This is a genomic window from Streptomyces typhae (assembly GCF_009755605.1).
Taxonomy (GTDB): domain Bacteria; phylum Actinomycetota; class Actinomycetes; order Streptomycetales; family Streptomycetaceae; genus Streptomyces; species Streptomyces typhae.
Genome location: NZ_WPNZ01000030.1, coordinates 75,432 through 88,977, shown reverse-complemented (window position 1 = coordinate 88,977; position 13,546 = coordinate 75,432). Strand labels below are relative to the sequence as shown.

11 protein-coding genes are annotated in these 13,546 nt (G+C 72.1%); 5 read left to right on the top strand and 6 right to left on the bottom strand.

Going from position 1 to position 13,546, the window contains the following annotated elements; translation table 11 throughout:
• Positions 1 to 9: 9 nt before the first annotated feature.
• Positions 10 to 1,374, bottom strand: a complete 1,365-nt coding sequence (locus tag GPA10_RS36885) for a glutamine synthetase family protein (protein WP_343041737.1) — start codon at positions 1,372 to 1,374, stop codon at positions 10 to 12.
• Between the two features lie 78 nt (positions 1,375 to 1,452).
• On the opposite strand from GPA10_RS36885, the gene GPA10_RS36880 reads away from it, so the two are divergent.
• The 3 genes from GPA10_RS36880 to GPA10_RS36870 all read left to right on the top strand — a co-directional run bounded on the left by GPA10_RS36880 (position 1,453) and on the right by GPA10_RS36870 (position 4,614).
• On the top strand, positions 1,453 to 2,199 hold the full coding sequence (locus GPA10_RS36880) for a FadR/GntR family transcriptional regulator (protein WP_157169197.1): 747 nt from the start codon (positions 1,453 to 1,455) through the stop codon (positions 2,197 to 2,199).
• Between the two features lie 193 nt (positions 2,200 to 2,392).
• Positions 2,393 to 3,850, top strand: a complete 1,458-nt coding sequence (gene eat, locus GPA10_RS36875; protein WP_157169196.1) for an ethanolamine permease — start codon at positions 2,393 to 2,395, stop codon at positions 3,848 to 3,850.
• 53 nt (positions 3,851 to 3,903) lie between these two features.
• Entirely contained in the window at positions 3,904 to 4,614 is a 711-nt protein-coding gene (locus GPA10_RS36870) for a gamma-glutamyl-gamma-aminobutyrate hydrolase family protein (protein ID WP_058851789.1), read from the top strand.
• On the opposite strand, the gene GPA10_RS36865 is transcribed toward GPA10_RS36870, so the two are convergent.
• A complete protein-coding gene (locus tag GPA10_RS36865) occupies positions 4,595 to 5,596 on the bottom strand; it encodes a LysR family transcriptional regulator (RefSeq protein ID WP_157169195.1) in 1,002 nt (333 codons plus the stop codon). The genes GPA10_RS36870 and GPA10_RS36865 overlap by 20 nt on opposite strands.
• A 72-nt stretch (positions 5,597 to 5,668) precedes the next feature.
• On the opposite strand from GPA10_RS36865, the gene GPA10_RS36860 reads away from it, so the two are divergent.
• Complete coding sequence (locus GPA10_RS36860; RefSeq protein ID WP_157169194.1) at positions 5,669 to 6,841, top strand: TDT family transporter; 1,173 nt, start codon at positions 5,669 to 5,671, stop codon at positions 6,839 to 6,841.
• Positions 6,842 to 6,862: 21 nt separating this feature from the next.
• Here GPA10_RS36860 and GPA10_RS36855 read toward each other — a convergent pair whose 3' ends face one another.
• The 4 genes from GPA10_RS36855 to GPA10_RS36840 all read right to left on the bottom strand — a co-directional run bounded on the left by GPA10_RS36855 (position 6,863) and on the right by GPA10_RS36840 (position 12,369).
• Positions 6,863 to 7,606, bottom strand: a complete 744-nt coding sequence (locus GPA10_RS36855) for a helical backbone metal receptor (protein ID WP_343041740.1) — start codon at positions 7,604 to 7,606, stop codon at positions 6,863 to 6,865.
• A gap of 22 nt (positions 7,607 to 7,628) precedes the next feature.
• Positions 7,629 to 8,204 carry a helix-turn-helix domain-containing protein gene (locus GPA10_RS36850; RefSeq protein ID WP_058851786.1) on the bottom strand — a complete coding sequence of 192 codons (576 nt, stop codon included), beginning with the start codon at positions 8,202 to 8,204 and terminating at the stop codon, positions 7,629 to 7,631.
• 366 nt (positions 8,205 to 8,570) lie between these two features.
• Positions 8,571 to 11,180 (bottom strand): ABC transporter permease/substrate binding protein, encoded by a 2,610-nt coding sequence (locus GPA10_RS36845; protein ID WP_343041736.1) that lies wholly within the window; start codon positions 11,178 to 11,180, stop codon positions 8,571 to 8,573.
• A complete protein-coding gene (locus GPA10_RS36840; protein ID WP_343041735.1) occupies positions 11,173 to 12,369 on the bottom strand; it encodes a quaternary amine ABC transporter ATP-binding protein in 1,197 nt (398 codons plus the stop codon). Before GPA10_RS36840 ends, GPA10_RS36845 begins: the two co-directional genes overlap by 8 nt.
• A gap of 260 nt (positions 12,370 to 12,629) precedes the next feature.
• On the opposite strand from GPA10_RS36840, the gene GPA10_RS36835 reads away from it, so the two are divergent.
• A complete protein-coding gene (locus tag GPA10_RS36835) occupies positions 12,630 to 13,544 on the top strand; it encodes a 5'-3' exonuclease (protein WP_157169226.1) in 915 nt (304 codons plus the stop codon).
• Positions 13,545 to 13,546 lie beyond the last annotated feature (2 nt).

Sequence of the window (13,546 nt, the reverse complement as noted above, 5' to 3'; positions counted from 1 at the left end):
GTGTTCGCATTACATGCGTTCGAAGGAGCGGCGCAGCTCCCAGTCGGTCACCGCGGCGTCGAAGGCCTCCAGTTCGACCCGCGCCATGTTGCGGTAGTGCGCGACGACCTCGTCGCCGAAGGCGGCCTTCGCGGCGGGGCTGTTCTCCCAGAGCTCCGCGGCCTCGCGCAGCGTCGTCGGCACGTGGGCGTAGTCGGCGGTGTAGGCGTTGCCGGTGCAGGCGTCGGGCAGTTCGAGCTGCTGCTCCACGCCGTGCAGGCCCGCGGCGATCAGTCCGGCGACGGCCAGGTAGGGGTTGACGTCGCCGCCGGGCAGCCGGTTCTCGAAGCGCATCGAGCGGCCGTGGCCGACCACGCGCAGCGCGCAGGTGCGGTTGTCGTGGCCCCAGGCGGCGGCCGTGGGCGCGAAGGTGCCCGGCTGGAACCGCTTGTAGGAGTTGATGTGGGGGGCGTAGAGGAGGCTGAAGTCGCGCAGCGCGGCGAGCTGCCCGGCCAGGAAGTGCCGCATCAGCGGCGACATCCCGCCGGGCCCGTCACCGGCCATGGCGTTGGTGCCCTCGGCGTCCTGGAGCGAGAGGTGGATGTGGCAGGAGTTGCCCTCGCGCTTGTTGTACTTCGCCATGAAGGTGAGCGAGACGCCCTCCTGCGCGGCGATCTCCTTGGCACCCGTCTTGTAGATCGCGTGCTGGTCGCAGGTGACGAGGGCCTCGTCGTAGCGGAACACGATCTCGTGCTGGCCCGGGTTGCACTCGCCCTTGGCGGACTCGACGGTCAGGCCCGCCGCGGCCATCTCGTTGCGGATGCGGCGCAGCAGCGGCTCGATGCGTCCGGTGCCGAGGACGGAATAGTCGATGTTGTACTGGTTGGCGGGCGTGAGCCCTTGGTAGCCCGCGTCCCAGGCCTGTTCGTAGGTGTCCTTGAAGACGATGAACTCCAGCTCCGTGCCGACGTGGGCGGTGTAGCCGAGTTCGGCGAGACGGTCGAGCTGGCGGCGCAGTATCTGGCGCGGGGCGGCCACGACGGGCTCGCCGTCCGCCCAGGCGAGGTCGGCCATCAGCAGGGCCGTGCCCTCGTTCCAGGGGACGCGGCGCAGCGTACCGATGTCGGCGTGCATGGCGAAGTCGCCGTACCCGCGGTCCCAGGAGGACATCGCGAAGCCGTCGACGGTGTTCATCTCCGCGTCGACGGCGAGGAGGTAGTTGCAGCCCTCCGTGCCGTGCTCCAGGACCTCGTCGAGGAAGAACCGGGCGGCGAACCGCTTGCCCTGGAGCCGCCCTTGCATGTCGGGGAAGGCCAGGACGACAGTGTCGATCTCACCGCTCGCCACGAGGGCACGCAACTCCTCGATGCCTAGCGGGGGTGTGCGGTCTGCCACGGGAAAAGCCTCCTTGGGTCAGCCGAGTGGCCATAAGGTATTGCCGAGAACCATTGCTTGGGAAGGGGGTACGGGCAGATGTCGCACGCGGAGGTCAACGCCGCGCGGCGTTCGGCCGACGACCGGTTGACGCAGGTCCTGCGTCCGGTACGGGCCGGCAACGGCTTCGAGGAGGCCCTGGAGCAGATCCTCCAGGTGGTCCGCCTCGGCCTGGTGCCGGGCGGCGAACGCCTCCCGGCCGAGCGGGAGCTCGCCGACCGGCTCGGGATCAGCCGGGTCACGCTGCGCGAGGTCCTGAAGGTGCTCCAGGACCAGGGGCTCGTGGAGTCGCGCAGGGGGCGCTACGGCGGTACGTTCGTGCGCCCGCGCCCGACGGCGGCCGGGGAGGACGAGCTGCGCCGGCGCATCGCGGACGTGGACGTGGAGGACGCGCTGCGCTTCCGCGAGGTCCTCGAGGTGGGGGCGGCGGGCCTGTGCGCCGCGCACGGGCTCGACGACGGCCAGGCCGAACGGTTGCGGTCGGCGCTCGCCCGCACCCACGACGCGCCGCTCGCCGAGTACCGCCGCCTGGACACCCTGTTGCACCTCACCCTGGCCGAGCTGTCCGGATCGCCCTCGCTGACCGCGCAGTACGCGGCGGTCCGCGCCACGGTCAACGACCTCCTGGACTGCATCCCGCTCCTGGTCCGCAACCTGGAGCACTCCCAGTGCCAGCACACCGCCCTGGTGGAGGCGGTGCTCGACGGAGACGCGGACGGCGCGCGGGAGATGATGCGCGAGCACTGCGCGGGGACGGCGGCGCTGCTGCGGGGGTTCCTGACGTGAGGGCGCCTGCGGGGCCCCGGGGCAGGGCGACCCCGGGACCTCGGGACAGGGCGACCCCGGGTCGTCGCCGCCGCGTTCTACCGCGGCGTGCCGCACGGGTCTTGCGTTCTCCCCTCCGACACCGCAAAGGTATGGCCTCACTCCATTGAAGTCCCGCCTGGGTCCGTCAAATGCCGCCGCAGGGAGCCGTGCCATGAGCCTGGAGTCCACCGAGCCGTCGAAGGCCCGCGCCGCCGAGGATCCGGGCGACGACTATCTGGAGCGGCGCGCGCTGCGCCGCGGCAACGCGGGCTGGGTGCTCCTCACCGGCCTCGGCGTCGCCTATGTCGTCTCCGGCGACTACTCCGGCTGGAACTCCGGCCTCAAGGAGGGCGGCTTCGGCGGCCTAGGCATCGCGATGGCGCTCATGGGCGTGATGTACGCCTGCATGGTCTTCTCGCTCGCCGAGCTGTCGTCCGTGCTGCCGACGGCGGGCGGCGGCTACGGCTTCGCCCGGCGCGCCCTCGGCCCCTGGGGCGGCTTCCTCACCGGTACGGCGATCCTCATCGAGTACATCCTCGCGCCCGCCGCGATCTCCATCTTCATCGGCGACTACGTCGAGTCCCTCGAACTGTTCAGCCTGGAGTCCGGCTGGCCGGTGTACCTGGCCTGCTTCGTGATCTTCATCGGCATCCATCTGTGGGGCGTCGGCGAGGCGCTGCGCTTCAGCTTCGTCGTCACGGGCATCGCGGTGGCGGCGCTGCTCGTCTTCGCCGTGGGCGCCTTCATGGACTTCGACGCCTCCCGTCTGAACGACATCGCCGTCGACCACGACGCGTTCGGCGCCAACTCCTGGCTGCCGCTCGGCCTGCTCGGCATCTGGGCGGCCTTCCCGTTCGGCATGTGGTTCTTCCTCGGCGTGGAGGGCGTGCCGCTCGCCGCCGAGGAGACCAAGGACCCCGCGCGCACCCTGCCGCGCGCCATCCGCTGGTCCCTGTGCATCCTGGTCGCGCTCGCCCTGCTCACCTTCTTCGCCTCGGCCGGGGCGCGCGGCTCGGCGGCCCTCCAGGACACCGGCAATCCGCTGGTGGAGGCGTTGCAGCCGGACGGCAGGGCCACCGCCCTCAGCCGCGTCATCAACTACGCGGGCCTCGCGGGCCTGGTGGCGTCGTTCTTCTCCCTGATCTACGCGGGCTCCCGCCAGCTCTTCGCCCTGTCCCGGGCCGGCTACCTGCCCCGCTTCCTGTCCCTCACCAGCAGCCGCAAGGCGCCCTACCTGGGCCTGCTCGTCCCGGGCGCGATCGGCTTCGCCCTGGCGGCGGCGACCGGCGACGGGGCCCGGATGCTGAACGTGGCGGTGTTCGGCGCGACCATCTCGTACGCCCTGATGTCGCTCTCGCACATCGTCCTGCGCCGCCGCGAACCGCACCTGCCGCGCCCCTACCGCACCCCCGGTGGCATCGTGACCTCGTCGGCCGCGCTCGTCCTCGCGTGCGCGGCGCTGGTCGCGACGTTCCTCGTCGACGTGACGGCGGCCTTCATCGCGCTCGGCGTGTACGTGGTCGCCCTCGCGTACTTCGGCCTCTACAGCCGCAAGCATCTGGTGGCACGGGCCCCGGAGGAGGAGTTCGCGGCGCTCGCGGCGGCGGAGGCGGAACTGGAACGCCACTGACCACCACCCGCCCCGCACAGCACCCCGGCACAGCACAGCACACGGAGAACGACGTGACCAAACCCCTCATCGGCATCAGCACCTACTGGGAGGAGAAGGCGAGCTGGGGCGTGTGGGAATCCCCCGCGGCGCTCCTGCCCGCCGGATATCCGCGGCTCGTCCAGGCCGCGGGCGGCCTCGCGTCGATGCTGCCGCCGGACGATCCGGCGTACGCGGCCGACGTCGTCGCCCGGCTCGACGGCGTGGTCGTCGCGGGCGGCCCCGACGTGGACCCGGTCCACTACGGAGCGGTACGCGAGGACCTCACGGGGCCGCCCGCGCCGGAGCGGGACGCGTGGGAGCTCGCCCTGATCCGTGCGGCCCTGGACGCCGGCACCCCGCTGCTCGGCATCTGCCGGGGCATGCAGCTCCTGAACGTCGCCCTCGGCGGCACGCTCGTGCAGCACATCGACGGCCATGTGGCGGCCCCCGGCGTCTTCACCACCCACCCGGTGCGCCCGGTCCCCGGCACCCGCTACGCCGAGATCGCCCCGGAGCCGAGCACGGACGTGCCCACCTACCACCACCAGTCCGTGGCCCGACTCGCCGCCCCCCTGCACGCCTCGGCCCACGCGGAGGACGGCACCGTCGAAGCCGTCGAACTCCCCTCCCCCGCCTGGGCCCTGGGCGTCCAGTGGCACCCGGAGGCGGGAAGGGACACAAGGGTGATGGAGGCGCTGGTGCGGGCGGCGTCGGGCAGTCCGGCTAGGGCGTCGCGCGAGTGAGGCTCAGGAGGTCGCGCGCCGGGCCCGCCGGTACGTGTCCCACCGGCCACACGGCCCGCAACTCGCGCCGCAGCCGCGCCCCGTCCACGGGAACGCTCACGAGCCGCCGGGCGGCCAGCTCCTCCCCCACGGCAAGCTCGCTGAGCACCGCGGGCCCGGCCCCGCTCACGGCGGCGGACTTCACCGCGGTGGTCGAGGACAGTTCGAGCAGCGGCCGGGCCAGCTCGCCGAGGGCGGCCTGAAGGACCTGCCGGGTACCGGACCCCTCCTCGCGCAGGATCAACGGCGTGGCGGCGAGCTCGGCGGCCGCGACGGGCGCCCGCCGCCGCGCCCAGGCGTGCCCCGGCGCCACCACGACGACGAGCCGGTCCTGCGCCACGACCACACCGTCGAGACCGGCGGGCACCCCGACCCCCTCCACGAACCCGACGTCGGCCTCTCCGGTGAGCAGCCGCCCGGTGACCGCCGCGGAGTTGCCCGCGAGCAGGGACACCGCGGTGTCGGGCCGCCGCGCCCGCAGGGCTATCAGCCAGCCCGGCAGCAGATACTCGGCGATGGTCATGCTGGCGGCGACCCGCAGCCGCGAGTCCCGCCGGTCCCGCAGCGCCTGCGCCCCCGCGTCGAACGCCTCCGCCGCCTCCACGACCCGCCGGGCCCAGTCCGTGACGAGCGCCCCCGCCTCCGTGAGCCGCGACCCGCGGGGCGAGCGGTCCACCAGGGCCACACCGAGCTGCCGCTCCATGGAGCGGATCCGGCCGCTGGCGGCGGGCTGGGAGATGCCGAGTTCCCGCGCCGCCCGGCCGAGACTGCCGAGCCGCGCCACGGCGAGCAGCAGCTCCAGGGCGGCCAGGTCCGGCACCCGGTGGGCGAGCGGCGCCCCCGACGACGTACCGGAGCCGCCGACGGCACCGGACCCACCCGCGGCACCGGACCCACCGGACCCGGCGGCCCCTTCCGGAACGGAGGCGTCAGAAGAACTCATAAGCCCAGGTTATGCCCTCATAGAGGAGAGGTCCCTGGTGGGCCGGGCCGCCCCCGCCCGCACCGTGGAGTCATGGTCACCGCCGCCCCCGTCGCAGCCCCCACCACCACCCCGGCCCGCCCGGCCCCGGGGCCCCGCTTCGCCGCCCTGCGCCACCTGGGCCCGAACTGGTACGCCGCCGTCATGGGCACCGCCGTCGTCGCCACCGCGGGCGCCGGACTGCCGGTGGACGTCCCCGGGGTGCGGGCGGGCGCCACCGCGGTGTGGGCGCTCTCGTTCCTGATGCTCCTCGCGCTGCTGGCGGCGCGCGCCGTCCACCTGACGCACCACCGCGACCAGGCGCGCGCCCACCTCGGCGACCCGGCCGTGGCGCCGTTCTACGGCTGTCTGGCGATGGCGCTGCTCGCCGTCGGCGGCGGCACGGTCGTCGTGGGCGCGGACTGGCTGGGCACCACCGCGGCTGTCGCCGTCGACGCGGTCCTGTTCACCGCGGGAACGGCCGTCGGGCTCGCCGCGGCCGTCGCCGTCCCGTATCTGATGGTGGTGCGGCACCGTGTGCGGCCGGGCTCCGCGTCGCCGGTGTGGCTGCTGCCGGTCGTGGCCCCGATGGTGTCGGCGGCCCTCGGTCCGCTGCTCGTCCCGCATCTGCCCGCGGGCCAGGCCCAGGAGGCGCTGCTCCTCGGATGCCTCGCGATGTTCGGTCTGAGCCTGCTCGCCACCCTGCTGATGCTGCCGCTGATCTTCGGGCGTCTGGTGCACGGCGGTCCGCTGCCCCTGGCACTCACTCCCACGCTCTTCCTGGTCCTCGGCCCGCTGGGCCAGTCGACCACGGCCGCGGGCAAGTTCGCGGACGTCGCGCCGGGCGTGCTCCCGGCCCCGTACGCCGAGGGCTTCGCCGTCCTCGCGGTGCTTTTCGGTGTGCCGGTGATGGGGTTCGCCCTGCTGTGGCTCGCGCTCGCCGCCGCCCTGGTGCTGCGGGCGCGGCGGCGCGGCATGGGCTTCGCGATGACCTGGTGGGCGTTCACCTTCCCCGTCGGTACGTGTGTGACGGGCGCTGAGGCTCTCGGTGCGCACACCGGCCTCGCCGCGTACGACTGGCTGGCCGTGGCGCTGTACGTGCTCCTTGTGTCGGCCTGGCTGGTGGCACTGGCCGGGACCGGGCGCGGCCTCGCCGACGGCCGGCTGCTCGCACCCCCGCGCGGAGCCCAGAGCCCGGAGCCCGTAGCCCGGAGCACTGAACACTGAGCACTGAGCGCGGACGCGTCGTCAGTGGTGGACCGCCCGCAGCGCCGCGCCCAGCACGTCGGGTGCCTCGGCGAGCGACGGCCCGTACCAGGTCAGATGGCGGCCGCTGACCAGCGCCACGGGCAGCGCGGCGGGGAACGCCTCCGGGCCGTCCTCGCGCGTGAAGCGGTACGGCTCGTCGGGCAGGACCACCAGGTCCAGGCCACCGGAGCGCAGCTCGTCGAGCGGGACCCGCGGATAGCGCTCGGCGTGGCCCGCGTACGCGTTGTCGATCCCCAGCCGGGCCAGCACGTCACCCGCGAACGTGTCCCGGCCGAGCACCATCCAGGGCCTGCGCCAGATCGGCACCGCCGCCCGCGGCCGGGCCGCGGAATCCCGCACGCCGAACCGGTCGCTCTCCGCCAGGTCCAGCCACCGGGACTCGGCCGCGTCCAGCCACCGGGGCCGGTCCGCGCCGCACACGGCGAGCATCCGGGTCAGCTCGGCGAAGGCCTGGTCGAGGCCCCGCACCTCCGTGACGAGCACCTCGACACCCGCTGCCCGCAGCGCGTCGAGGTCCGGCGCGCGGTTCTCCTCCTCGTTGGCGACCACCAGATCGGGGCGCAGGGCCACGATCGCCGGTACGTCGGGGTTCTTGGTGCCGCCGACACGGACGACGTCGAGGTCCGCCGGGTGCGTGCACCAGTCGGTCGCGCCGACCAGGGCGCCCGGCAGCGTCGTGGCCACGGCCTCCGTCAGTGACGGCACCAGCGAGACCACCCGGATGTCGGACACTCGCACGGGCCCTTCAGTGCCGGTGGTCGTCGACGGCCTCGATGTGGCCGCCGACGGCGACGACGAGGACGCGCGCGTCCGCCGCCGTGGCCCGCCAGCGGTGCCGCACCCCGCCCGTCAGATACAGGGTGTCGCCGCGCCCGAGGCGGTAGGCGCGGCCCTCGGCCTCGACCTCGACGGCGCCGGCGATGACGTACATCAGCTCGTCGTTGCGGTGCTGGAACTCGCGGCCCTCGTCGTGGTCGCCCACGTACTCGAACGCGTGCAGCTGGTGGTGGCCGCGCACCAGGTCCCGGACGTGCGTCTCGGGCGTGCCGCCGGCCAGGCTCACCTCGTCGTCGGCGCGCACCAGGTCCACCGTGCAGGCCGGGTCGGCGGCGGCGAGCAGTTCCACGGCGGTCGTGCCGAGGGCGTCGGCGACCCGCTCCAGGGAGCGTGTGCTGGGCCGGGCCCGCTCGTTCTCGACCTGGCTGAGGAAGGGCACCGAGAGACCGCTGCGCGCGGCGACCACGGCAAGGGTGAGCTCCAGCTGGCGGCGGCGCCGCCGCACGGCCGAGCCCACCCGGAGGGTTTCCTTGCGCTCGTCCATGGCCCCGGCTCCCTTCTTCCACTCCGGTCCACTGTCGCGTACGCCGGTCGTCCTGCCCGCGTCATCACCCTGAAGGGTTTTCTGCACCCTACGCATGTTCGCCAAACGGTTTTACCCGCTTGGGCACTCCGGGCGCCGGTTCCGGCCGCCGCGAGCCCCCTCGCGCCCCGTACGGACCGTACGCGGTCGTTCACAGCCGATGCCAGTAGATCAGCTGTCCGGATTCCCCGGAAGCCGGGGGCGCACTCCGCGCGCTGCCGGACGAGCCCCCGAACGCCCCCGAGGGGCGGGCCCCGCCCGGCGGCGGGGCCCGCCCCTCGGGGGACGGTCGGGATGCCGCGGCCCGGGGGCCGCGGCTCGTGACGGCTACTGCACGGCCGTCATCCTCTGTTCGAAGCCCGGGTTCTTCTTCAGCCAGGTGTCGACGGCCTTGGGCTCGTTGTTCTTGCCCGCCTTGTTGATCTCGTTCTCCAGGGAGGCGAGCTGCTCCTCGCTCATCTTGAAGTTCTTGAGCCACTTCGTGAGCTGCGGGTACTGCTCGGGGAAGTCCTTCCCGGAGAGCGTGCGGATCGTGTTGCCCTTGCCGAAGCCGCCCTTGGGGTCCTTCAGCTTGGTGAGGTCGTACTCGCTGTAGGCCCAGTGCGGCGACCAGAGCAGGACCGCGATCGGCTCCTTCTTGGCGTACGCGGCCTTCAGCTCGGAGAGCATCGCCGGGGTCGAGCCCGCGGCGATCTCGTACTCGCCCTCCAGGCCGTAGCCGGGCAGGACCTTGTCCTTGAGGGCCTGCATCACGCCGGTGCCCGGCTCAATGCCGATGATCTTGCCCTTGAACCTGTCGCCCTTGCCCTTGAGGTCCGCCAGGGACTTCACGTCCTTGACGTAGGACGGGACGGCGACCTCCAGGGACGTCGGGCTGTACCAGGAGCCGAGGTCCTTGAGGTTGTCCTTGTTCTTGTCCCAGTACGTCTTCTGTGCGGTGGGCAGCCAGGCGTCGAGGTTGAGGTCGAGGTCGCCCTGCGCGAGGCCGGTGTAGGCCGGGCCCACGTCGGCCGGGGTCAGCTCCATCTTGTAGCCGCGCTTCTCCAGGACGCGCTTCCACAGGTTGGTGACGGCGATGTTCTCGTCCCACGCGAAGTACGCGGCCTTCAGCGGGCGCTTGTTCTCGTCTCCGACGGCGTTCTTCGGCAGCGGCGCCATCGAGTCGAGCACGCCCGGGCTCTTCTTCAGCCAGGTGCGCACGGCGTCCTGCTGCTTGCCCTTGCCGGCCTTGTTGATCTCCGCCTCGAGGTCCGTGAGCTGCTTCTCGGACATCTTGAAGTCCTTGAGCCACTTGCCGACCTCGGGGTTCTCCTGGGAGAAGCCCTTGCGCGCCAGGGTGTGCACGCCGTCGCCCTTGCCCCAGGCGCCCTTCGGGTCCTTGAGCTTCTTCAGCTCGAAGTCGCTGTACGCCCAGTGCGGCGACCACAGCGTGGTGACGATCGGCTCCTTCTTGGCGTACGCGGCCTTCAGCTCGGCGAGCATCGCGGGCGTCGAGCCGTCGACGACCTTGTACTCCTTGCCGAGGCCGTACGCACCGAGGACCTTGTCCTTGAGCAGCCCCATCATCCCGGCGCTCGACTCGATGCCGGTGATCCTGCCCTTGAAGGTGCTGCCCTTGCCCTTGAGGTCCTCCAGGGAGTCGACGTCCTTCATGTACGCGGGGACGGTCAGCTCCAGCGACGTGGGGCCGAACCAGGAGCCCAGGTCCTCCAGGTCCTTTCCGTACTTCTTCCAGTACGAGGCGTGCGTCGTCGGCAGCCAGGAGTCGGTCTGGAAGTCGATGTCGCCCTGCGCCAGGGAGGTGTACAGCGGACCGGCCTCCAGCTGGCTGGTGGTCACCTTGAAGCCGCGCTGCTCCAGGACCTCCTTCCAGAGGAAGGTGGAGGCGACGCCCTCGTCCCAGGGGATGTAGCCGATCTTGACTTCCTTGCCCTGACCGACGTTCTTGGTGTCGGCCACGGACTTGGAGTCGGTGCCGCCGAAGACGCTCATGCCGCCCGCGACGAGCGCGAGGACGACGACGCCGACCATCGCGACGACGGGCCTGGGGCGGTAGTTCCAGACGTTGAGGCCCTGCGCGGCCCGCAGCTTGGCGAGCGCGCGGCGGCCGAGCGGGGAGACCTGGCTGCCCAGGCCGCTGGTGACGCGGTCCAGGTAGATGGCGAGGATCACGATGGAGACGCCCGCCTCCGCGCCGAGACCGACGTCGAGCTGGCCGATGGCCGCGTTGACGTCGGCGCCGAGGCCCGGGGTGCCGACCATGCCGGTCAGGGCCGCCATGGAGAGGCCGAGCATGATGACCTGGTTGACACCGGCCATGATCGTCGGCAGCGCCAGCGGCAGCTGGACGCGGAGGAGGGTGCTGCGGGGCGTGGTGCCGAACGCGTTCGCGGCCTCGACCAGCTCCTTGTCGACCTGGCGCAGGCCGAGTTCCGTCATGCGCACACCCGGGGCGAGCGCGAAGACGATCGTGGCGACGATGCCCGCGGGGGCGCCCATCCGGAAGAACAGCAGCGCCGGGATGAGGTAGATCATCGCGGGCAGCGTCTGCATGAAGTCCAGGACGGGCCTGACCATGCCGCTGACCGTCTTGGAGCGCGCCGCCCAGATGCCCACGGGCACGGCGAGGACCAGCGCCACGAAGGTCGAGACGAGCACCAGGGACAGCGTCATCATCGCGTTGTCCCACAGCTCCAGGGACACGATGAACGCGAAGCCCACGAAGGAGAGGGCGCCGCCGAGCAGTCCGCGCAGCCAGAACGCGACGACGGCGAGGATGCCCGCCATCAGGAGCGGCTCGGGGCCGGAGAGGACGTCGTAGACGCCGTCCCACATGTTCTGGAAGAGCGTCTTGATGAAGTCGAACAGCCAGTCCATGTGGGTTCTGGACCATTCGACCGCGTCATTGACCCAGTCGCCGAAGGGAATCCTAGGCACCGCTGCTCACCTTGCCCACGCTCTTGCCGCCGTCGCCGCCGGTGTCCGTGTCGTTCCCGGTGTCCCGCGCCGGCTCGGCCACCTGCGCCGGAATGACGGCGTCGAGCGGCGCGTCGGCCGGTGCCATCGGCTCACCGAGCACGGCAAGCAGCCGCGAGCTCGGCACGACGCCGACGAGTTCGCCGTCCGCGCCGGTCACGGCGACGGGCACGGTGCTCGTGGAGCACGGCGTGAACAGGTCGATGATCGGCGTCGACTCGGCCACGGCCGCGGGGGCGGCGGCCAGGACGTCCTTCGCCGTGCGCAGTTCCTTGCCGTCGGGCGCCGTGGTGCCGTAGACGGTGTCGGGGTCGGCCATGATGGCGCCCGCCGTCAGCACGCGGGAGCGGTCGACGTCCTGCGTGAACGCCGCGACGTAGTCGTTGGCCGGGGTGACGAGGATGTCCTCGGCGGTGCCCGTCTGCACGATGCGGCCGTCGCGCATGACGGCGATCTGGTCGCCGAGGCGCATGGCCTCGTTCAGGTCGTGGGTGATGAAGACGATGGTCTTCTTCAGGCGCTTCTGCAGCTCAAGGAGCTGGTCCTGCATGTCGCGGCGGATCAGCGGGTCGAGCGCGCTGAACGACTCGTCCATGAGCAGCAGGTCGGCGTCCGTGGCGAGCGCGCGGGCCAGGCCCACACGCTGCTGCATGCCGCCGGACAGCTCGTCGGGCCAGGACTTCTCCCAGCCCTTGAGCCCGGCGAGCTCCAGGGCCTCCAGGGCGCGCTTCTCGCGCTCGGCACGCGGCAGCCCCTGTACCTCGAGGCCGTACGCCGCGTTCTCCAGGACGCTGCGGTGCGGGAACAGCGCGAAGTGCTGGAAGACCATGCTGATCTTCTTCGAGCGCACCTCCCGCAGTTCGCGGGCGCTGAGCCCGGTCAGGTCCTGGCCGTCGAAGAGCACCTGCCCGGCCGTGGGCTCCGACAGTCCGTTGAGCATGCGCAGCAACGTGGACTTGCCGGACCCGGAGAGACCCATGACGACGAAGATCTGGCCCGGTTCGACGGTGAAGGAAGCATCGATCACCGCGGCGGTGGTACCCGCCGCGCGCAACTCTTCACGGTCGGTTCCGTGGCGGAGTTTCTCCACCGCGTCATCGGGTCGTCTGCCGAACACCTTGTACAGATGCTCGGCTTGCAGCCTGGACACATACACCTCTCGGGTAGAACCAAGACGGCCCGCCTCCCCCGCCGGCGGGCCGTGGAGCGGCGCGGCTTCCATCCGCTCTCCGTCAAGCTTTCCGTCAAGAAGTTGAAAACTCGACCGAGTGCGCTCCGCGTGCGCGCCTGCCCCCGCCCGCACCGGCCAAACCAAAGAGTGACCCAGGTCACTTCCGAGGCGTCGGACGGCGGGACCCTGTCAGTGCGGTGCGGCATGATGCGAAGGTGACTCAAGCAACGCGGCGGCTGATGCTGCTCGACACGGCGTCCCTGTACTTCCGGGCCTATTTCGGCGTCCCCGATTCCGTGCGGGCCCCGGACGGCACGCCGGTGAACGCGGTGCGCGGTCTGCTCGACTTCATCGCGCGCCTGGTCCAGGACCACCGCCCGGACGACCTGGTGGCCTGCATGGACGCGGACTGGCGCCCGCACTGGCGCGTGGAGCTGATTCCCTCGTACAAGGCGCACCGCGTGGTCGAGGAGGCCCCCGAGGGCGCCGCCGCGCCGGACACCGAAGAGGTGCCCGACACCCTCTCCCCGCAGGTCCCCGTCATCGAGGACGTCCTGGACGCCCTCGGCATCGCCCGCGTGGGCGTCTCGCCGTACGAGGCGGACGACGTCATCGGCACGTACACCGCGCGGGCCGCGGGCCCGGTCGACATCGTCACGGGCGACCGCGACCTCTATCAGCTGGTGGACGACGCCCGGGGCGTCCGCGTGCTCTACCCCTTGAAGGGCGTGGGCACCCTCCAGACGACCGACGAGGCCTGGCTGCGCGAGAAGTACGGCGTGGACGGTCCGGGCTATGTGGACCTTGCGCTGCTGCGCGGCGACCCGAGCGACGGCCTGCCCGGGGTGCCGGGGATCGGCGAGAAGACCGCGGCCAAGCTGCTCGACGCCTTCGGCGACCTGGCAGGGATCATGGCGGCGGTCGACGACCCCGCGTCCCGGCTCACCCCTTCCCAGCGCAGGCGCCTCGACGAGGCGCGCGCCTATGTCGCCGTGGCACCGAAGGTGGTCCGGGTCGCGGGTGACGTGCCGCTGCCGGACGTCGAGATCGCCCTGCCGCGCGAGCCGCGCGAGCCCGCCGCCCTGGACGAGCTGGCCGCCCGGTGGGGACTCGGCGGATCGCTTAACCGACTGTTGACCATCCTTCGTGCCTGAGG

Coding starts and splice junctions, on each gene's coding strand:
- GPA10_RS36865 (WP_157169195.1), bottom strand. CDS start 5,596: ATGAGTTCTTCTGACGCCTCCGTTCCGGAAGGGGCCGCCGGGTCCGGT.
- GPA10_RS36835 (WP_157169226.1), top strand. CDS start 12,630: ATGCTGCTCGACACGGCGTCCCTGTACTTCCGGGCCTATTTCGGCGTC.
- GPA10_RS36860 (WP_157169194.1), top strand. CDS start 5,669: ATGGTCACCGCCGCCCCCGTCGCAGCCCCCACCACCACCCCGGCCCGC.
- GPA10_RS36880 (WP_157169197.1), top strand. CDS start 1,453: ATGTCGCACGCGGAGGTCAACGCCGCGCGGCGTTCGGCCGACGACCGG.
- eat (WP_157169196.1), top strand. CDS start 2,393: ATGAGCCTGGAGTCCACCGAGCCGTCGAAGGCCCGCGCCGCCGAGGAT.
- GPA10_RS36850 (WP_058851786.1), bottom strand. CDS start 8,204: ATGGACGAGCGCAAGGAAACCCTCCGGGTGGGCTCGGCCGTGCGGCGG.